Origin of the sequence: Rhizobium sp. JAB6 (assembly GCF_003024605.1) — a bacterium.
Taxonomy (GTDB): domain Bacteria; phylum Pseudomonadota; class Alphaproteobacteria; order Rhizobiales; family Rhizobiaceae; genus Rhizobium.
The window spans coordinates 712152-730952 of record NZ_PYJQ01000001.1; the positions used below are offsets into that span (position 1 = coordinate 712152).

The following is an 18801-nucleotide window of genomic DNA, read 5'->3' on the forward strand; positions in this document are numbered from 1 at the left end:
GAGGGATCGATTGCGACTTCAGCCTGAGGAGGGTCAGAAGTTGAACGAGACGCCGAAGTCGAGAGCGTGGGTGAAAACCCTCGTCTTCAGCGTATCGCCGCTGTCGATCGAGACGTTGTTCACGAAATTGTAGTTGCCCTTGTATTCGACAAAGGTCGACCAGTGCTTGGCGAACTGGTAGCTGACGCCGGCCTGCGCCTGAAGCGAAGCGCCGCCGAACTGGTAGTCGAAGGTCGTGCCCGATGCGCGCGTGACTTCGACGTGCGGCACGTTGATCCCGGCGCCGAGGCCGACATAGGGCGTCCAGTTGCGGCTGGGGTCCTGAAAGCGGTAGAGCGCGTTCAGCGTCAGCATGTTCAGGCCGTCGGTGAACTCGAAATGCGACCAGCCGGGCGTATTGCCGAGATCGCCATAGACCTTCGCATGGGTGTAGTCGAGCGACACGCCCCAGTTCGGCTTGTCGAGTTCATCAAGCCACCAGATGCCGCGGAAGCCGAAATAGGGTGGCATCTTGAAGGACTTGCCCGACCAGTTCGGATCGAAATCGGCGCCGTCCGATGTGGTCACATTGCTGCCGGTTGCGGCCTGTATGCCGCCATACGCGGAAAATTGCATCTCCGCCGAGGCAGAGCTTGCGGCAAATATGAATGCGGAAGTCGCAAGGGCGGCAAGTGCCGGCTGCTTGATGCGAAATGCACGATGCATGTGAGATCCCCGGATGGCAAGGTGCGCTATCTAAACGCGCTTCCGTGACACTTCTATTGCAGTCACGGGTAGGCAAATGTGGCTTAGGAGGGAAAACTGACGCTAAACTGAAGATGACGGCCCGCTTTTCAGCGACGCGGCACGATAAATGCCCGGCTGTAACACTGGTGCAACAGTGTCCTTACCCGGGCCTGCAGCCAATAAGCTATTGCAAGTGACACGAGCGCCCCGATCTCGCATAAAAGGCATGCCATCGTTCGGAGCGCGCGCTATACCGATGCCTGATTCGGGAGAGGTAGACAGGCGGCTTTTTCAACCGCCGAACAGGGTTCTCAGCACATCGACGCCGCGATCCTGATAGCTGACTTCGCCCTGCTTGTTGCCGGGGCCGACGACGATGACCTTGGTGCCGACCGGAACGCGGTCGTAGAGATCGATCACGTCCTTGTTCATCATGCGGATGCAGCCGGACGACATGTTGAGGCCGATGCTCCAGGGCTGGTTGGTGCCGTGGATGCGGAAGGCGGTGTCGTTGCCATTGCGATAGAGATACATGGCGCGCGCGCCGAGCGGATTGTCCTCGCCGCCTTCCTGATAGGGCGGCAGTTTGTGGCCCTTCTTGGCTTCGCGCACGATCATTTCCGGCGGCGGCGTCCAGCCGGGCCACTCCGCCTTGCGCCCGACCTTCACGACGCCCGACCAGCCGAAACCATCGCGGCCGACGCCGATGCCATAGCGTCTTGCGCGGTTATTGCCTTCGACGAGGTAGAGATATTTGTTGTTGGTGTCGACAATGACGGTGCCTGGAGCCTCGTTCGTCGCCAGCCGCACCATGCGCCGCTGAAACTGCGGCTTCACCTGCCCCTGCGGTTCCATCGCGACGCGGACTACATCGGTGCGGGCGACCGGCGCAGTAACGGGTGCTGAAGCGGTGAAGGCTGCTGCGTTCGATGCTGCAAAAAGACACGCCGCAACGACACCTGTCGTCACGATCGACAATGCTGCTTTCATAATGGCATTCCCCTCGTTGAATTCGCTAGGAAACTACCGGAACCGAGGACGGGATCAAGATCAAAATAGCCGATGGGGAGAACGGGAGTGGAAAAACAGCCCGTTCTTCTATCGTGCGCCAGACTATAGTCTGAACTATAGTGGAGGGCTCTCCGTTGTGGCGAATACATCCCCTTCGATAGAGCAGTACCGCCGCACAGGCTGTAGCCTCATTTGAGGCTACATGACGACGACTCGGGTGCCGACCTTCACGCGGTTGTAGAGATCGATGACATCTTCGTTGCGAAGCCGGATGCAGCCGGAGGAGACGGCACTGCCGATCGTCCAGGGGGCGTTGGTGCCATGGATGCGATAAAGGGTGGAGCCGAGATACATGGCGCGGGCGCCGAGCGGATTGCCTTCGCCGCCCTCCATGTGCGCCGGCAGATAATGGCCCTTGGCGGCTTCACGGGAGATCATTTCGGCGGGCGGCGTCCAATCCGGCCATTCCTGCTTGCGGGTTACGGTGTGGGCACCGGCCCATTCGAAGCCCGGCTTGCCGACGCCGACGCCGTAGCGCCGCGCCTTACCGCCATCCATCACCAGATAGAGAAAGCGGTTGTTGGTATCGATGACGATGCTGCCGGGTTTTTCCTTGGTCTGGTAGTCGACGACCTGCGGCAGGAACTGCGGATCGATCTGGCCGCGGACCGACGGATATTGCGGGCGGGCCATGGCGACCTGCTGCACGGCCGGGCGCGCAAACAGACCGCGAGGCTGCACGACCTGGCGCATCTGCGGATTTGCCTGCTGCTCCATGCTGGAATCGACTGCACGTCGCGCCATTGGGCGGGGATAGACGACCGGCTGCACATTGCCGCCGCCGAGCTGCATCACCCAGGGGGCGGTCAGATCGGGACTGACGATGACGGGCGGGCGCGACTGATAGCGGTCGTCGGCGTACGCGGTGGAGGCAAGCAGGCTTAAGACGCCGGCGGCACACAGAACGGCATGTTTCATCATCGGACAAACTCTCTACATATGGGCCGAGGAGGGGCGCAACGCACCCGGTCGAATTCATGGTGCCACTTGCACGCGAGCGAATGGTAAACATCTATTCATCAAAATGCCGCGAAGCCGATAAAGCTTTGTCAGGGTTACCGCCTGGTTTTGAAAGATGGTTTGCAAATGGTAAATCATGAATCGGAATGCGCGGCCGCCGAAATCAGCCTATGAGTTTAAGCATTTGATCGATCTGGTTTTATCCGATAGTTGCTTACCGGTTTCCGGTAGCGCCTGCTGAAAATAGGGACGAATCGCAAAATGGCCGAGACAGGCATCATCACCGGCGAAGATGGCAAGGACCGCTGCTTCTGGCACGGCAATCTGCCGGAATACCAGCGCTATCACGACCAGGAATGGGGCCGGCCTGTCGTCGACGATATCAGGTTGTTCGAGAAGATCTGCCTCGAAGGCTTCCAGTCGGGCCTGTCCTGGCTGACGATCCTGCGCAAGCGCGAGAATTTTCGCGCCGCTTTCGCTGGCTTCGATTTCGAGAAAGTCGCCAGGTTTGGCGAAGCCGATATCGAGCGCTGCCTCGCCGATGCCGGCATCATCCGCCATCGCGGCAAGATCGTCTCCACCATCAACAATGCTCGCCGCGCCATTGAGCTGCGCGACGAATTCGGTTCGCTCGCCCGCTATTTCTGGAGCCACGAACCGGACGCCTCGGAGCGCCCCGAAGTCTTCGATCTGGCCCATCTGCGCGCCAATCCGACGACGGCGGCTTCGGTGCGGATTTCGAAGGATTTGAAGAAACGCGGCTGGACCTTTGTCGGCCCGACTACAGTTTATGCTTTCATGCAGGCCATGGGCTTGGTCAACGATCACATCGAAGGCTGCTATTGCCGGAAAGAGGTGGAGGCAATGCGCTGCGCATTGGTGCGGCCGTGAAAGCTGCGCTTCTCGGTCTTTCGCTGACGATGCTCGCGGTGTCTGGCGCCGCGGCGGCCCATGCTCAAAGCGATACGCAGCAACAGCAGCTGCCCCAGCTCGACCGCGGCGAAAAGCTCGAGAAGATCGCCCTGCCGGCCGTCCTCGAGAGGCTGACGGGCTGGACGAAATTCGGCAAGGGCAAGGTCTACATGCTGCCGCTGAAGAAGGGGCAGCACGTGCGGATCACCTTCAGCTCGAAGAGCAAATATGCCTATATGGCGATCTTCGATCTCTCGTCGAGCGAGGACGAATCCTTCTTCGGCACGGACGAAGACGGCAACACCGCCGACGTGACGGTCAACGAAGACACGACCTGGCTGATCAAGCCCTATTATTCGCGCGTCACGCGCCGGCGCGGTCTCGGGGCTCCTTACGAGATCCTCATCGATCCCAATCCGCCGGCCGCGCAGCAGGCGCCGGCCGATCAGCAGAAGGATCAGGGACCGATGCTGTTTCCCCCGCGTTCGAAGCAGGGGCAGTAAGGATTACTGCAACGCTTCGATCACACCGGGCAGCTCGCCGAGATGGCCGATCTTGCGGAAACGCGGCGCGTCTGTGGGTTCCTCGACATGCTCGAACGACCATGTAAGCTCGTGCGGCACGAAGACGCCGTAGCTGCCGGCGGCAAGCGCCGGCACGATGTCCGATTTCAGCGAGTTGCCGATCATCATGGCTCGCTCGGGTCCATCGCCCACCTTGGAAAAAATGCGGCGATAGGTAGAGGCGGTCTTGTCCGAGACGATTTCGACGGCGTCGAAGAGATCGCCGAGCCCGGATTGCGCAAGCTTGCGCTCCTGATCGAAAAGATCGCCCTTGGTAATCAGCACCAGAAGATATTTTCCCGTCAGGGCCTCCAGCGTCTGGCGCACATGCGGCAGTGTTTCGACGGGATGGGCGAGAAGATCGCGGCCGATATCGAGAATTTGCGCGATGACGGTCGCCGGCACTTCGCCTTCCGTGATCTCGATGGCCGTCTCGATCATCGAGAGGGTGAAGCCCTTTATGCCGAAACCGTAGTGGCGGAGATTGCGCTTTTCAGCCTCCAATAGCCGTGCGGCAATGACGTCGCTTGCGGCGTGATCGGCGAGTAGCTCGGTAAACTGCAGTTCCGTCAGCCGATAGAACTGTTCGTTCTGCCAGAGCGTGTCGTCGGCGTCGAAGCCGATCGTGGTCAAGGGGCGTTGCGTCATCGGTATGTCCGTTTTGCGCATGAATATGAAACCGGAATCTAATCCGTGCCCGGCCGGACGCAAGAGCAAGTGCGGGTAACGCATCGTGATCGGCCCGAGGTCTCGCGTTGAAATCGGTTTCCGGTGCATTATGTCTTTGTTGTCTCGATCGCTGCGGAGCCAGAGCCCGGCGTTGACGACCGTCCTATGACCTCCCCGGGGCAACGCCGACAGCGGCTGCCGTGCCGAGGCCAATTCATAGCTCAAAGATAAGTATTCACCGGTCGGAAGCGTCTTCCGGCTGACCACAAGGGAATTCTCCTATGCGTTACAACCAACTGGGCAATACCGGCCTCTTCGTCTCCGAACTCTGCCTGGGCACGATGACCTTCGGCGAAGCCAATCCCAACAACAGCCTTTGGGGTTCGATCGCCGATGTCGACCAGGCGCTGGCCGACAAGATCGTCGAAGGCTCGCTTGCCGCTGGCGTCAATTTCATCGACACCGCCGACGTCTATTCCTTCGGCAATTCCGAAAAGCTGCTCGGTCAGGCCTTGAAGAACCTCGGCGTTGCTCGCAAGGATGTCGTCATCGCCACCAAGGTCTATGGCGTCATGGGCGATAAGCCGAACGATCGCGGCGCCTCCCGCGGTCATATCATGGACTCGGTGCAGGCAAGCCTCGACCGTCTCCAGACGGATCACATCGATCTCTATCAGATCCATGCCACCGACACGGTGACCCCTATCGACGAGACACTGCGGGCGCTGGACGATCTCGTTTCGCGCGGTCTCGTCCGCTATGTTGGCGTATCCAACTGGCAGGCCTGGCGCATCGCCAAGGCGCTCGGCATTTCCGAACGCCGCGGCTTTGCCCGCTTCGAGACGGTGCAGGCCTATTATTCCATCGCCGGCCGTGATCTCGAGCGGGAGATCCTGCCGCTGATGTCGGAAGAAAAGCTCGGGCTCATGGTCTGGTCGCCGCTGGCCGGCGGTCTTCTGTCCGGCAAATATGGCCCTGGTGCGCCAGGCAATGGCGAGGGGCGGCGTGCGAGCTTCGATTTCCCGCCTGTCGAAAAGGACCGCGCCTGGGCCTGCGTTGCCGCCATGCGCGAAGTGGCGGAGAAGCACGGCTCCAGCGTCGCCACGGTGGCGCTTGCCTGGATATTGGCGAAGCCCTTCGTCACCAGCATCATCATTGGCGCGAAGCGTCTCGATCAGCTGGATCAGAACCTGGCGGCCGTCAAGCTGAAGCTCGATGCCGACGATATGGCGAAGCTCGATGACGTCAGCGCGCTTGCACCCGAATATCCCGGCTGGATGCTCGCACGCCAGAGCGCCCAGCGCGTGCCCCAACCCTTCGAGCCGAAGGGGTGATATCATGCAAAGCCGGGCCGCAGCTTTTCGCGGCGGCCCGGCTCCACGTCAAAGTTCGATGACGATCTTGCCGAAGGGGCCGCGATCGAGGTGATCGAAAGCGGCCGGTACCTTGTCGAGAGCATAGCGATGGTCGATGACCGGCTTCAGGCCGATGCCGTCGACCGCACGGACAAAATCTTCTAGCGAGCGGCGGTGGCCGACACCGATGCCCTGCACCGTCGGCGACTTCAGCAGCAACGGTGCCACCGGACCGGATATGTCGAAGCCCTCAAGGACACCGATGACGGAAATCCGGCCATGAGGCGCCACCGCCTTGAGCGACTGGCCGAAATTCGGCCCCCCGGCGATTTCGATGATATGGTCGATACCGCGATCGTTGGTGAGGCGATAGGCTTCTTCCACCCAATCGCTTTTGCTGCGGTCGATGCCATGACGAGCGCCCAAGGCCCTGGCCCGCTCGAGCTTTTCCTGTCCTGAGGAGGTTACGAAGACCTCGGCGCCCTGGGCTGCGGCGATTTGCAGCCCGAACAGCGCCACACCGCCCGTTCCCTGCACCAGCACACTGTCACCGGGCTTGATCTTGCCGCGCTCGACCAGCGCGAACCACGCCGTTAGACCGGCGCAGGGCAAGGTGCTTGCCTCGGCATAGTCGAGGCTCGTCGGTGCAGAGACGAACCAGTCCTCCGGCATGGCGATATATTCCGAGAGCACACCGGGATAGAAGCCGCCGAGCGTCTTGTAGGGCGGTGTGCGGGCGTCGCCGAGCGGCTTGCCGTCGATCCAGCCGGGATGGAAGGTCGAAATGACCGGATCGCCCGCGGAGAATCTGGTCACGCCGTCTCCCACCGCTTCGATGACGCCCGCCATATCGGACGCCGGTACGAAGGGAAATTGGATCGGCAGTCCCATGCCGGTCTCGCGGACGAGCTTGTCGCGATAATTCAGAGAAACGGCCTTCACCCGCACCAGCACTTCGCCCCGCGCGGGCGAGGGAATTGCGGTTTCTGTGAGGTTCAAGGGAGCGCCGACGGCAATCGTATCGAGAGTCCAGCGCTTCATGGTCTTCGTCATCATGATCTCCTGAGAGGAATTGGAAGCAATGGACGCAGCATATCGTTGCTTTCTAGTCGACAGTGGCGATATTATTTCCGCTTACTGGTTCCCTTCAGGAAGCAATTATCATGAATGACATACTCAGCGGCATTCCGGAATTCGTGGAGGCGGTCGAAGCCGGCGGCTTTTCGGCAGCGGCGGCGCGCATGAATCTCTCGCGCTCGGCGATCGGCAAGACCATCGCCAAGCTGGAGAGACGGCTGAACGTGCGTCTGTTTCACCGTACCACCCGCATGCAGAGCCTCACGGATGAGGGACAGGCCTTTTACGAGCGCTGCCGCCGGGCGCTGGACGAGATACAGTCCGGCGAGGCCATGCTGGAATCGGGCAAGCGCGAGGTTACCGGACGTCTGCGCATCTCGATGCCGGTGCTCTTCGGTCGCCGCTGCGCCGCGCCGCTGCTGCTGGAGCTGGCGCGTATTCACCCCAAGCTTGAACTGGACCTTTCCTTCAGCGATCGTGTGGTCGATTTGTTTGACGAAGGTTTCGATCTCGCCATTCGCAATGGCGTGTTGCGGGACGAGGCCGGCCTTGCCGCCCGCAAGATCGCCTTTCATCGCATGACGCTATGTGCCTCGCCTGATTATCTTGCGGCCAGAGGCACGCCGCAGGCCATTGCCGACCTCGATAGCCACGATCTCGTCGTCTATGCGAGATCGGGGGAAGCCAAGAGATGGACCTTCCTGCGGGACGACGGCACGGCCGTCGATTATTTTCCGCAGACGCGGTTGCGTCTCGATGATCTGGAGGTCATTGCGGATGCGGCTGCCGCCGGAATGGGTATTGCCTGGCTGCCCTGCTGGCTCGTACGGGGCTATGTGCACGCGGGCAAGCTCACGCCGGTGCTCAATGTCTCCAGCCGGCCCGTCAACGTCTATGCCGTCTGGCCGCAGGTGCCGCAGCTTTCACTGAAGATGCGGATGGTCATCGATCTGCTGGCTGCGCGGCTGCCTGACGTCATGGATTGAGCATGTGACGAGGCCTCCGCTTAAAGAAGCGCCCCCTCCGCAAATACCCGGTTCCAACTAAAGACCTTAACGGATTTGCGCAGGCCTGCCGCCCAGAATGGATCGTCCTTCATCAGACGATCGACGGCATCGGCGGTTTCCGCTTCGACAAGCCAGAGCCCGCCCGCAAAAGCGTCGCTCTCCCGGCTGAGTGGTCCGGCCGTCCTGATGGAAGCGGCATTCGCCTCCAGGAAGGCGATGTGGCGCGGCAAATACTCCTTGCGGATCGCGGCGGCGTTTTGTGGATCGTCCTCGAACAGGACTGCGAACAGGGTCATCGTTATCTCCTTGCTAGATATCTCCAGTCTATTGCTGCAATAATGCTGATGCATGCGGTAAGTTTGCCATTGGGAGCTGCAAAATTGCACGACATCGATTGGAATGACCTGCGCCATGTTCTGGCGCTCGCGCGGGGTGGATCCCTTGCCGCTGCCGGAAGGGCGCTCGACACGGATGCGACGACGGTCGGCCGCCGCCTGCGCATTCTGGAGAAACGCTTCGGCACGACACTGTTTTCGCGCGATGGAGGTAGCACCCTATTGCCGACGCTGGCGGGCGAGATCGCGTTGGCGAAGGCCGAGACGATCGAGGCCGAAGTCATGGCGCTGTCGGGCGCGTTGGATGCAGCAGATCCCATGGCGCTCGGTAAGGTACGCCTCACGGCGGCACCTTCCTTCATCGGCCGGCTGTTGATCCCCTCGCTGCCCGGTCTGCTGGCGCAACATTCCGGCCTGCAATTGGAACTCATCGGCGATTCCAGAAATCTCAATCTGACCCGACGCGAGGCGGACATGGCACTGCGCTTCGCAAGACCTACCGATATGACAAATGGCAAAGTCGTCGCCAGACGGATCGCGACGCTGGACTATGCCGTCTATGTCGCTGCCGGGCAGGAGAGGCACGCGGAAGATTTGCCTTGGATCATCTATGAAGAGTCAATGGCGCATCTGCCGCATGCTCGCTGGATTGCCGCACAGGCAGAAAAGTCGGGTCGTTCCAGCCAGCTTGCGGTCAACGATGCCGAGGCTCTGCTGCAGGCGGCGACTGCAGGATTAGGGCGCGGACTGCTGCCGAAAATCCTGGCCGAGAATGCGGGAGGTCTTTGCCGCGTCGATAGTGGCGACAGCAATCTGCCGGTGCGAGAGATGTGGCTGCTGATGCATGCCGAGCTTCGTCCGCTCGTGCGCATTCGCGCCGTTTCCGGTTGGTTGGATGGGATCTTCCGCCGTCCGCATCCGGAGCGGTGAGAGAGGCGGCCGGATGCCGCCTCCCATGATGAGATGAATTACTTGCCGTGCTTCTTCAGCCAGGCTTTCATTTCCTTGATCTCGGCTTCCTGCGCGGTAATGATGCCTTCCGCCATTTTGCGCAGTTCGGGGTCTTTTCCGTATTTCAGCTCGATCTTGGCCATGTCGATCGCGCCCTGATGATGCGGGATCATGCCGCGGACGAAATCTGCATCCGCATCGCCGCTGTAGCGGATCATCATGTCCTTGTGCATCTTGCCCATGGCATCGTCAAACGCCTTGCTGGAAGCGCCTTGGTCTCCCATCGGCTTGCTCATATCCATGCCCTTCATATCGTCTGCAGAGGCAGGAAGGGTAATGGCAAGGACGAATGCGCCGGCAAGCATCAGTGATTTTGAGGTGGACATAGCTATTCTCTCCGTTTCCGGGACGGTATCTGGATTTGAGCGGATGGCCGCTCGTTGGTTGATACAGATGATCGTCAGATGAGACGAGGAGGGGGTGCCGTCGGTTGCCGACGCGAATCGGCAAGAGGTTGGCCGGGTGCAGGCGCTGGATAGGAGATGGCGGGTCCGCCGTCTTCCTCCATAAGCGTCGGCATTAGGGCAAGGCAGGCAGAACAGGATGCGACATGGGCCATGCCGCCGGCGCAAGGGTTCTTCGGCTTCTTTTCCTGATGCTGCGCCATGTCACCATGGCCGGCCATGCCAGGCATATCGGCCATGCTCCCGTGCATGCTCATGGTCGATGCGGCGGGCCTTGCGATGGCGGAATCGCAGATAGGACAGTTCGCCAGTGCCGGCATGGCGCCGTAGAGCAGCCAGGCAACTATCATTGTCAGGACGGCAAGGAAACGCATGTAATCAATATAGGAGGAAGTAAGGCAGGCGCCAACCCGGGGTTTTTCATTATTGTTCCGAATCCAAAATTGTGCCTAACGATAAACATCGCGGCGGTTCCCGATTTCGATAACGAGCACGACCAAGCGGCTATCCTGCAGGTCGCAGATAATTCGGTAATCGCCGACCCGATAACGCCAATAATTTCCCAATCGCGCGCCCTGCAGAGCATCGCCAACTTGGCGGCGATCATGCAAGGTGACGAGACGTTCCTCGAGAAAGCTCCTTATTCTCTTACGTGTCTCGAGATTGAGTTTTTCGACGAATTTGCGAGCAGATCGCGCATACTCAATCGTCCAGGCCACGCCAGAATTCCTCGGAGCTTACGACCTCGTCTTCACCGTTCTTAATCCGCTCCATGGCGCGTTCTGCTAAATATACGTCTTCCATTTCGTCCAAGTGCGCCTCAACGGCTTGACGAATGTAGAAGGTTGCAGTCCGGCCCGTTCGCTCGGCCAGCGCCTGCAGGCGCTCATAGGTTTCATCCGGCAGACGGATGGCGGTTTGTTTGCTCATCAAGGTGGCCTGGGTAGGAATTGGGATGCATGTATCCCAAATATAGATCTTTCTTGTCCATCTGTCATCCATCGTTTGTCGGCCGCTAACTTATAACAATCCTTGCCGCATTCCGCCCAATCCGCTAGTTAACCGCGACTGTTCCCATACCGGATTACCCTAGAGATGAGCGACAAACAAAAGAAACCGCAGAAGCTCAAGGCCCGCCTGCCGCGTGGCTTTGTCGATCGTTCGGCCAGCGACATTCGCGCCGTCAACGAGATGACCTCCAAGATCCGGGCAGTTTACGAGCATTATGGTTTCGATCCCGTCGAAACGCCGCTGTTCGAATATACCGATGCGCTCGGCAAGTTCCTGCCCGATAGCGACCGGCCGAATGAGGGCGTGTTCTCGCTTCAGGATGACGATGAGCAGTGGATGTCGCTGCGCTATGATCTGACGGCGCCGCTCGCCCGTCATGTCGCCGAGAATTTCAACGAGATTCAGCTTCCCTACCGTACCTATCGCGCCGGCTACGTCTTCCGCAACGAGAAGCCAGGGCCCGGCCGCTTCCGCCAGTTCATGCAGTTCGACGCCGATACCGTCGGCGCGCCGGGCGTGCAGGCGGATGCCGAGATGTGCATGATGATGGCCGACACGCTGGAGGCCTTGGGCATCAAGCGTGGAGACTATGTGATCCGCGTCAACAACCGCAAGGTTCTCGATGGTGTGCTGGAAGCCATCGGCCTCGGTGGTGATGACAAGGCCGCTCAGCGCCTGAACGTGCTGCGCGCCATCGACAAGCTCGACAAGTTCGGCCCGGAAGGCGTGGCGCTGCTGCTCGGCGCCGGCCGCAAGGACGAGTCCGGCGATTTCACCAAGGGTGCCGGTCTTGACCAAGGCCAGATCGACAAAGTGCTCTTCTTTGTCGGTATCAAGAACTATGTCGAAAGTGCTGTCCAGCTTGCCGAGCTCGTCGCCGGCACGTCCAAAGGCGGGGAAGGCGTCGAGGAACTGAATTTCATCGGCAGCCTCGTCACCAGCGCGGGCTATCAGTCGGATCGTATCAAGATCGATCCCTCCGTCGTGCGCGGGCTCGAATATTACACTGGCCCCGTCTATGAGGCCGAACTGCTGTTCGACGTCACCAACGAGAAGGGCGAGAAGGTCGTCTTCGGCTCGGTGGGTGGCGGCGGCCGTTATGACGGGCTCGTCTCGCGCTTCATGGGCCAGCCGGTGCCGGCCACCGGCTTTTCCATCGGCGTGTCGCGCCTGATGACGGCGCTGAAGAACCTCGGCAAGCTCGGCACGGACGAGGTGATCGAGCCCGTGCTCGTCACCGTCATGGACGGCGATGTCGATGCCATGGGACGCTACCAGCGCTTCACGCAGCAGCTGCGCGCCGCCGGCATCCGCGCCGAGATGTTCCAGGGTAACTGGAAGAAGTTTGGTAACCAGCTGAAATATGCCGATCGCCGCGGCTGCCCGATCGCCATCATTCAGGGCGGCGACGAGCGTGCCCAGGGCGTGGTGCAGATCAAGGATCTGATCGAGGGCAAGCGCCTTTCCGGCGAGATCGAGGACAATGCAAGCTGGCGAGAAGCTCGGGTGGCGCAGGAAACCGTGCCGGAAGCCGAACTGATCGAGAAGGTCAAAGCGATCTTGGCGGCACAGGCGGAAGACCGAAAGAGGGCACTCGGCAATGTCTGAGCGGGTCGGGCAGTTTCGTTTTCACCTTCTCCCCTCGGGGAGAAGGTGGCCCGAAGGTTCGGATGAGGGGGGCTCTCGGCTCATGCGAGCTATTCATCTTTCGGCGCTCAGAATCCTCGTCACGTCATTCCTCGGCCCCCTCATCCGCCCTGTCGGGCACCTTCTCTCCGCCGGGGAGAAGGGGAGAACAGCCCCATGCCCCTGATCAACCTCCCGGATTTTGCAGGCGATCTCCTTGACGAATTCTCCGTTCGCCGAACGGAGAGGGTGGATACGCCCATCATCCAGCCGGCCGAGCCCTTTCTCGACATGGCCGGCGAGGATCTTCGCCGGCGCATCTTCATGACCGAAAGCGAAACCGGCGCCAGCCTTTGCCTGCGCCCGGAGTTCACCATCCCGGTCTGTCTGCGCCATATCGAGACCGCTACCGGCACGCCGAAGCGCTACTCCTATCTCGGTGAAATCTTCCGCCAGCGCCGCGAAGGCGGTCATGAGTTCTATCAGGCCGGCATCGAGGATCTGGGCGATGGCGATACGGCAGGCGCCGACGCCCGTGCCATGGGTGACGCCATCGGTATCCTGAGCCGGCTCGTTCCTGGCCAGCCGCTCTCGGTGACGCTGGGCGATCAGGCCGTATTCGAAGCGGTGGTACAGGCGCTGGGGCTGCCTACAGGCTGGCAGAAGCGGCTGATCCATGCCTTCGGCAACATGATGCAGCTCGAAACGCTGCTCGCACGGCTCGCAGGCCCGCAGGCGGTCACCGGGCTCGATGCGCACGTACTCGATTTCCTCAATCGCGGCGACGAGCAAGGGCTCATCAAACATATAGATGCGACCATGCAGGCGACCGGCTATTCCACCAATGCCAGCCGCTCGCCGCAGGAAATCGCCCGGCGCCTTCGCGAGAAGCTGGTCCTGTCCGAAACGCGCCTCGATGATGCAGCCTTTCGCGTGCTGGAGGAGTTCTTGTCCCTGAGCGTGCCGCTTGCGGACGCTTCGTCGGCGCTGGCAGGTTTTGCCGATGCGGCAGGGCTCAAGCTCGGGAGCGCATTGAAGAGCTTCGATGCCCGTGTCGCGGCACTGGCCAAAGCCGGTGTCGATGCCTCGAAGATCGATTATCGCGCCGCTTTCGGCCGTCCGCTTGATTACTATACCGGTCTCGTCTTCGAAGTGACGGTGCGGGGATCGAGCGCGGTGCTCGCCGGTGGCGGTCGCTTCGACCGGCTGATGACCCTGCTCGGGGCCAAGGACCATATCCCGGCCGTCGGCTTCGCGCTCTGGCTCGACCGCATCGAAACCGCGAGGGCAGCCTGATGACCATCACGATTGCGCTCCCCTCCAAGGGCCGGATGAAGGATGATTGCTCGGCGGTTTTCGAGCGCGCCGGGATGCCGATCGTCGCGGTCGGTAATGACCGTTCCTATCGCGGCCGTGTTGAAGGTTGGGACGGAGTCGAGATCGCCTTCCTGTCGGCCTCGGAAATCTCCCGCGAGATAGGCAATGGCAGTGTCGATTTCGGCATTACCGGGGAGGATCTCGTGCGCGAGGGCATGGCGGAGGCGGATCGTCGGGTCGAATTCTGTGCAAGGCTCGGCTTCGGCCATGCCGACGTCGTCGTCGCGGTGCCGGAAATCTGGCTCGATGTCGATACCATGGCCGATCTTGGCGATGTCGCCGCCGATTTTCGCGCCCGCCATGGTCATAGGCTCACCGTTGCGACGAAATATTGGCGGCTGACGCAGCAATTCTTCTCCAGCCAGCACGGCATCCAGCTCTACCGCATCGTCGAAAGCCTCGGCGCAACGGAAGGGGCGCCGGCCGCCGGCTCGGCCGATATCATCGTCGACATCACCTCCACCGGATCGACCCTGAGAGCGAACCACCTGAAGGTCTTGTCGGATGGGATCATCCTGCGTTCGGAGGCTTGCCTGGTGCGCGCCCGCAAGGAAAGCCACGAGGGCAATCCGATGGTTCAGCGTATCATTGCGGCTGTGCGCAGCGCGCTCTGATTTCTTCAAGTTTCACGTAAAAAGGCCCGCCGGAATTCCGGCGGGCCTTTTGTCTTGGGAGACAGGCAGCACTTAGGCCGCGGCGTAGGCACCGCGGCGAGCGTCGAGCGAGTAGACGCCTGCACCGTTGGCGGCGAGCATGACGTAGGCTCCGGCGAGCGTGATGTTCTTCAGGAAGTTCACGAAGTTCAGGCCGTTGATCCAGCCGTTGGCAGCAGCCGGGAAGTCCGGAACGTTGACGGTGCCCAGGTGGAAGACGACGCCGGTGAAGACGCAGAAGAGGGCGAGCAGCCAGCCGACGATGCGGACCTGGAAGCCGATGAGGACACAGACGCCGGTAACGAATTCAAAAGCGCCGGCAAGATAGGTGAGCAGCGTCGCGGCCGGCATCCCGGCGCCGGCGATCATGCCGGCCGTACCGGCAGGGTCAGTCAGCTTGCCGAAGCCGGCGAAGATGAACATGAAGGCGAGCAGGATGCGCGCCACAAGAATGATGATGTTGTTGGTATTGGACATCAGGGGGTCTCCGGTAAATTCGCTTGGGTTCAAGTGGCGATAATTTCCTGGAGACGGATATTCGTGATTTTTGGTGAGTTGAAAAGATAAACAACTGCGCACAATTAGTTCACAATCATTGAACAATGATCCGCCCAGATAACTCTTCCCATACAAGCCTTATCGGCTATTGTGGCGCCAAATCAGTCATCAAATCAGAGCCTTCAGGAGCAAGCCCATGGCCGATCTGTCTTCCTTTCCGATCACGAAGCGCTGGCCTGCCAGCGATCCCGATGTTATCCAGCTCTATTCTCTGCCGACGCCGAACGGCGTAAAGGTCTCGATTGCGCTGGAGGAGCTTGGCCTTCCCTATGAGCCGCATCTGATCTCCTTCGGCACCAATGATCAGAAATCGCCGGAATTCGTTTCGTTGAACCCGAACGGCCGCATCCCGGCAATCATCGATCCCAACGGACCCGGCGGCAAGCCGATCGGTCTGTTCGAGTCCGGCGCGATCCTGGTCTATCTGGCGGAAAAGACCGGCAAGCTCATTCCGAGCGATGCTAACAGGCGCTACGAGACTCTTGAATGGGTCTTCTTTCAGATGGCAGGCGTCGGTCCCATGTTCGGCCAGTTCGGCCACTTCTTCAAATTCGCCGCCGAAAAGGTCGCCAATAACTCCTATCCGGTTGAGCGTTATCGCGATGAGGCCAAACGCCTGCTTGGCGTTCTGGAGAGCCGCCTGCAGGGGCGCGAATGGATCATGGGCGATGAATACACCATCGCCGACATCACGACGTTCCCCTGGGTTCGCGGCGTCGACGTCTTCTATGGCGGCCGGGAGGTATTGGAGCTCGAACGCTTCCCTTCGGTCATGGCGTGGCTCGACCGTGCGCTTGCGCGTCCCGCAAGCCAGCGCGGTCTCAGCATTCCGAAGCGGGATTGATCAGGTAGAACCGGTAGCTGGTCAGATGAACTCGCCTGACCATGGGCGACAGTGATTTACTGCCGGGTAGCGAGTTGGCTCCCCGGGTCCAGCTTGAAGCGGGGAAACAGGAAAACGCCGACCATGCTGCCGGCATGCTGCTTATCCGCGGCGACGGATTCGCCGACACAGAAGACCGGCCGGCGATGACCACCGGTGGCGAGCGTGGTCGTGGAATAGCAGAAGCAGGAATGGGTGGCGGCCGCCTGCTCGAAAAGATCGAGGATACGCGCCCGATCGTGCAGGTCATAGCAATGCATGAGGCTCAGCAGACCGCATTCCGAGGAGCTCAACCCATGCAGCATGGTGCTCCACTGCCCAAGTTTGATGATGCCGCTTGAAAGATCGCCCGCCCATCCCTCGGAAACACAGAATTGCGACAGAAGATCCGGGTCATGGGCTTGGAACTCCAGCGAGCCGGGTGCAAACGGTGCGGAAAAATTGGCCTTGGCAATCTTGAACAAACTGACCCCCATTTGAGCGCCAGGTCCCCCTTGCGCTTTATCCAAATTCCGGTGCGTCTTCCGGATGGAATGTCTTCCCGAACGCCGCGCCCGATGAAATGCAGAGCATTTGGCTCTAATGCTTCCTTTTTCGGGCGTGTCGATCCCGGCTATGAAGTCATTTCAAGTAAAAAATCCGGACGCGCATCAACTCTCAAGATCATAACCATGCGCGGGCGCCGATTAATCGTGCCGAAAATAAGTAAAATTTGCGTGCATTGCAGCTAACCCTCCAAAATCGCTGCGTCGCGATTTATAAGAGCTTTTCTGAAAACGGCAATGGGGCAATTTGCGTAAATTTGCGCTACCGCGAAACTTGCCGATCCCTAGTCGAAGCATAAAGGCTAAAACGAAAAGGGCGACCCCGGAGGGCCGCCCTTCGTCAATTCCCGCTGTCGGATGGAACAATCGTGTTAAGGCTGAAGCCTTATCACATCATGTCCATGCCGCCCATGCCGCCCATGCCGCCCGGCATGCCGGCAGGGGCATCCTTCTTCGGCAGTTCGGCGATCATGGCTTCGGTGGTGATCAGCAGCGAGGCAACCGAAGCTGCGTTCTGCAGAGCCGTACGAACAACCTTGACCGGGTCGACGATGCCCATGGCGATCATGTCGCCAAACTCGGACGTTTGTGCGTTGTAGCCGTAGTTGTCTTCGTTCTTGTCGAGAACCTTGCCGACAACGATCGAAGCTTCGTCACCAGCGTTTTCAGCGATCTGGCGAACCAGCGACTGCAGGGCGCGGCGAACGATGTTGACGCCGGCTTCCTGATCCTGGTTTTCACCCTTGGCAGTGATCTTCGTGGAGGAGCGCAGGAGAGCAATGCCGCCGCCCGGGACGATACCTTCCTGAACGGCAGCGCGCGTCGCGTTGAGAGCGTCGTCGATGCGGTCCTTCTTTTCCTTCACTTCGACTTCCGTCGAGCCGCCGACGCGGATGACGGCAACACCGCCGGCGAGCTTGGCAAGACGTTCCTGCAGCTTTTCGCGGTCGTAGTCGGAGGTGGTTTCTTCGATCTGAGCCTTGATCTGCGCAACGCGGCCTTCGATGTCGGACTTGGCGCCAGCGCCGTCGACGATCGTCGTGTTTTCCTTGGAGATCGAAACCTTCTTGGCGCGGCCGAGCATGTCGAGGGTGACGGACTCGAGCTTGATGCCGAGATCTTCGGAGATGACGGTGCCGCCGGTGAGGATGGCGATGTCTTCCAGCATGGCCTTGCGGCGGTCGCCGAAGCCCGGAGCCTTGACGGCAGCGATCTTGAGGCCGCCGCGCAGCTTGTTGACGACGAGGGTGGCAAGAGCTTCGCCTTCGACGTCTTCAGCGATGATGAGAAGCGGCTTGCCGGTCTGAACGACGGCTTCGAGAACCGGGAGCATGGCCTGCAGGTTCGAGAGCTTCTTCTCGTGGAGCAGGATGAACGCGTCTTCGAGGTCGGCGATCATCTTTTCCGGGTTGGTGACGAAGTAGGGGCTGAGGTAGCCGCGGTCGAATTGCATGCCTTCGACGACTTCGAGTTCGGTTTCGGCGGTCTTGGCTTCTTCAACCGTGATGACGCCTTCATTGCCGACCTTCTGCATGGCTTCGGCAATATCGAGACCGATCTGCTTTTCGCCGTTTGCGGAGATCGTGCCGACCTGGGCAACCTCTTCCGAGGTGTTGATCTTCTTGGCCTTGGCCTGGAGATCCTTGACGACTTCTGCAACGGCGAGGTCGATGCCGCGCTTCAGGTCCATCGGGTTCATGCCGGCTGCAACGGCCTTGGCGCCTTCGCGAACGATAGCCTGGGCGAGAACGGTTGCAGTGGTGGTGCCGTCACCGGCGACGTCGTTGGTCTTCGAAGCGACTTCGCGGACCATCTGCGCGCCCATGTTTTCGAACTTGTCTTCCAGTTCGATTTCCTTGGCGACGGAAACGCCGTCCTTGGTGATGCGCGGAGCGCCGAAGGACTTGTCGATCACGACGTTACGACCCTTCGGGCCGAGCGTAACCTTCACTGCGTCAGCGAGGATATCGACGCCACGAAGCATCTTTTCGCGTGCGCCGCGGCCGAATTTTACTTCTTTAGCTGCCATGTTTGAAACTCCTGAATTCGCGTTTTCGG

The 18801-nt window shown here is 60.3% G+C and carries 22 protein-coding genes; 9 read left to right on the plus strand and 13 right to left on the minus strand.

What is annotated here, in order from left to right:
• Positions 1 to 33: 33 nt before the first annotated feature.
• The 3 genes from C7U61_RS03480 to C7U61_RS03490 all read right to left on the minus strand — a co-directional run bounded on the left by C7U61_RS03480 (position 34) and on the right by C7U61_RS03490 (position 2718).
• Entirely contained in the window at positions 34 to 705 is a 672-nt protein-coding gene (locus tag C7U61_RS03480) for a porin family protein (RefSeq protein WP_106996712.1), read from the minus strand.
• A 312-nt stretch (positions 706 to 1017) separates the two neighbouring features.
• A complete protein-coding gene (locus C7U61_RS03485) occupies positions 1018 to 1704 on the minus strand; it encodes a L,D-transpeptidase (RefSeq protein ID WP_181315784.1) in 687 nt (228 codons plus the stop codon).
• Positions 1705 to 1935: 231 nt separating this feature from the next.
• Positions 1936 to 2718: a L,D-transpeptidase gene (locus C7U61_RS03490; RefSeq protein ID WP_106996714.1), complete on the minus strand. Its 783-nt coding sequence runs from the start codon at positions 2716 to 2718 to the stop codon at positions 1936 to 1938.
• A gap of 300 nt (positions 2719 to 3018) precedes the next feature.
• On the opposite strand from C7U61_RS03490, the gene C7U61_RS03495 reads away from it, so the two are divergent.
• Complete coding sequence (locus C7U61_RS03495) at positions 3019 to 3648, plus strand: DNA-3-methyladenine glycosylase I (protein ID WP_106996715.1); 630 nt, start codon at positions 3019 to 3021, stop codon at positions 3646 to 3648.
• A gap of 29 nt (positions 3649 to 3677) precedes the next feature.
• Positions 3678 to 4172, plus strand: coding sequence for a hypothetical protein (locus C7U61_RS03500; protein WP_106996932.1), 495 nt, complete (start codon positions 3678 to 3680; stop codon positions 4170 to 4172).
• Positions 4173 to 4175: 3 nt separating this feature from the next.
• Here C7U61_RS03500 and C7U61_RS03505 read toward each other — a convergent pair whose 3' ends face one another.
• Positions 4176 to 4880, minus strand: a complete 705-nt coding sequence (locus C7U61_RS03505; RefSeq protein WP_106996933.1) for an HAD family hydrolase — start codon at positions 4878 to 4880, stop codon at positions 4176 to 4178.
• A 302-nt stretch (positions 4881 to 5182) separates the two neighbouring features.
• Between C7U61_RS03505 and C7U61_RS03510 the strand changes: the two genes are divergently transcribed.
• Entirely contained in the window at positions 5183 to 6235 is a 1053-nt protein-coding gene (locus tag C7U61_RS03510) for an aldo/keto reductase (RefSeq protein ID WP_106996716.1), read from the plus strand.
• Positions 6236 to 6283: 48 nt separating this feature from the next.
• Here C7U61_RS03510 and C7U61_RS03515 read toward each other — a convergent pair whose 3' ends face one another.
• Positions 6284 to 7309 carry an NAD(P)-dependent alcohol dehydrogenase gene (locus C7U61_RS03515; RefSeq protein WP_106996717.1) on the minus strand — a complete coding sequence of 342 codons (1026 nt, stop codon included), beginning with the start codon at positions 7307 to 7309 and terminating at the stop codon, positions 6284 to 6286.
• 110 nt (positions 7310 to 7419) lie between these two features.
• Here C7U61_RS03515 and C7U61_RS03520 point away from each other — a divergent pair, with 110 nt between their 5' ends.
• Entirely contained in the window at positions 7420 to 8319 is a 900-nt protein-coding gene (locus tag C7U61_RS03520) for a LysR family transcriptional regulator (protein WP_106996718.1), read from the plus strand.
• Between the two features lie 20 nt (positions 8320 to 8339).
• Here the strand turns inward: C7U61_RS03520 and C7U61_RS03525 are convergent, their stop codons facing one another.
• Positions 8340 to 8636: a YciI family protein gene (locus C7U61_RS03525; protein ID WP_106996719.1), complete on the minus strand. Its 297-nt coding sequence runs from the start codon at positions 8634 to 8636 to the stop codon at positions 8340 to 8342.
• Positions 8637 to 8720: 84 nt separating this feature from the next.
• On the opposite strand from C7U61_RS03525, the gene C7U61_RS03530 reads away from it, so the two are divergent.
• On the plus strand, positions 8721 to 9605 hold the full coding sequence (locus C7U61_RS03530; protein ID WP_245410726.1) for a LysR family transcriptional regulator: 885 nt from the start codon (positions 8721 to 8723) through the stop codon (positions 9603 to 9605).
• Positions 9606 to 9643: 38 nt separating this feature from the next.
• Here C7U61_RS03530 and C7U61_RS03535 read toward each other — a convergent pair whose 3' ends face one another.
• The 4 genes from C7U61_RS03535 to C7U61_RS03550 form a co-directional block, all read right to left on the minus strand.
• Entirely contained in the window at positions 9644 to 9991 is a 348-nt protein-coding gene (locus C7U61_RS03535) for a DUF305 domain-containing protein (protein ID WP_181315785.1), read from the minus strand.
• Between the two features lie 95 nt (positions 9992 to 10086).
• A complete protein-coding gene (locus C7U61_RS03540) occupies positions 10087 to 10464 on the minus strand; it encodes a hypothetical protein (protein WP_106996721.1) in 378 nt (125 codons plus the stop codon).
• 75 nt (positions 10465 to 10539) lie between these two features.
• Positions 10540 to 10809 (minus strand): type II toxin-antitoxin system RelE/ParE family toxin, encoded by a 270-nt coding sequence (locus C7U61_RS03545; protein ID WP_106996722.1) that lies wholly within the window; start codon positions 10807 to 10809, stop codon positions 10540 to 10542.
• Entirely contained in the window at positions 10793 to 11020 is a 228-nt protein-coding gene (locus tag C7U61_RS03550) for a DUF6290 family protein (RefSeq protein WP_106996935.1), read from the minus strand. Before C7U61_RS03550 ends, C7U61_RS03545 begins: the two co-directional genes overlap by 17 nt.
• 165 nt (positions 11021 to 11185) lie before the next feature.
• Here C7U61_RS03550 and hisS point away from each other — a divergent pair, with 165 nt between their 5' ends.
• The 3 genes from hisS to hisG all read left to right on the plus strand — a co-directional run bounded on the left by hisS (position 11186) and on the right by hisG (position 14718).
• Positions 11186 to 12709, plus strand: a complete 1524-nt coding sequence (hisS, locus tag C7U61_RS03555) for a histidine--tRNA ligase (protein WP_106996723.1) — start codon at positions 11186 to 11188, stop codon at positions 12707 to 12709.
• 195 nt (positions 12710 to 12904) lie between these two features.
• Positions 12905 to 14023, plus strand: a complete 1119-nt coding sequence (locus C7U61_RS03560; protein ID WP_106996724.1) for an ATP phosphoribosyltransferase regulatory subunit — start codon at positions 12905 to 12907, stop codon at positions 14021 to 14023.
• Positions 14023 to 14718: an ATP phosphoribosyltransferase gene (hisG, locus tag C7U61_RS03565; protein WP_106996725.1), complete on the plus strand. Its 696-nt coding sequence runs from the start codon at positions 14023 to 14025 to the stop codon at positions 14716 to 14718. The genes C7U61_RS03560 and hisG overlap by 1 nt, the downstream gene beginning before the upstream one ends.
• A gap of 72 nt (positions 14719 to 14790) precedes the next feature.
• Here hisG and C7U61_RS03570 read toward each other — a convergent pair whose 3' ends face one another.
• Positions 14791 to 15234, minus strand: a complete 444-nt coding sequence (locus C7U61_RS03570; RefSeq protein WP_106996726.1) for a DoxX family protein — start codon at positions 15232 to 15234, stop codon at positions 14791 to 14793.
• A gap of 217 nt (positions 15235 to 15451) precedes the next feature.
• On the opposite strand from C7U61_RS03570, the gene C7U61_RS03575 reads away from it, so the two are divergent.
• Positions 15452 to 16159, plus strand: coding sequence for a glutathione S-transferase C-terminal domain-containing protein (locus tag C7U61_RS03575; RefSeq protein WP_106996727.1), 708 nt, complete (start codon positions 15452 to 15454; stop codon positions 16157 to 16159).
• Between the two features lie 56 nt (positions 16160 to 16215).
• Here the strand turns inward: C7U61_RS03575 and C7U61_RS03580 are convergent, their stop codons facing one another.
• Positions 16216 to 16674 carry a hypothetical protein gene (locus C7U61_RS03580; protein ID WP_106996728.1) on the minus strand — a complete coding sequence of 153 codons (459 nt, stop codon included), beginning with the start codon at positions 16672 to 16674 and terminating at the stop codon, positions 16216 to 16218.
• A gap of 457 nt (positions 16675 to 17131) precedes the next feature.
• Positions 17132 to 18772: a chaperonin GroEL gene (groL, locus tag C7U61_RS03585; protein WP_106996729.1), complete on the minus strand. Its 1641-nt coding sequence runs from the start codon at positions 18770 to 18772 to the stop codon at positions 17132 to 17134.
• Positions 18773 to 18801 lie beyond the last annotated feature (29 nt).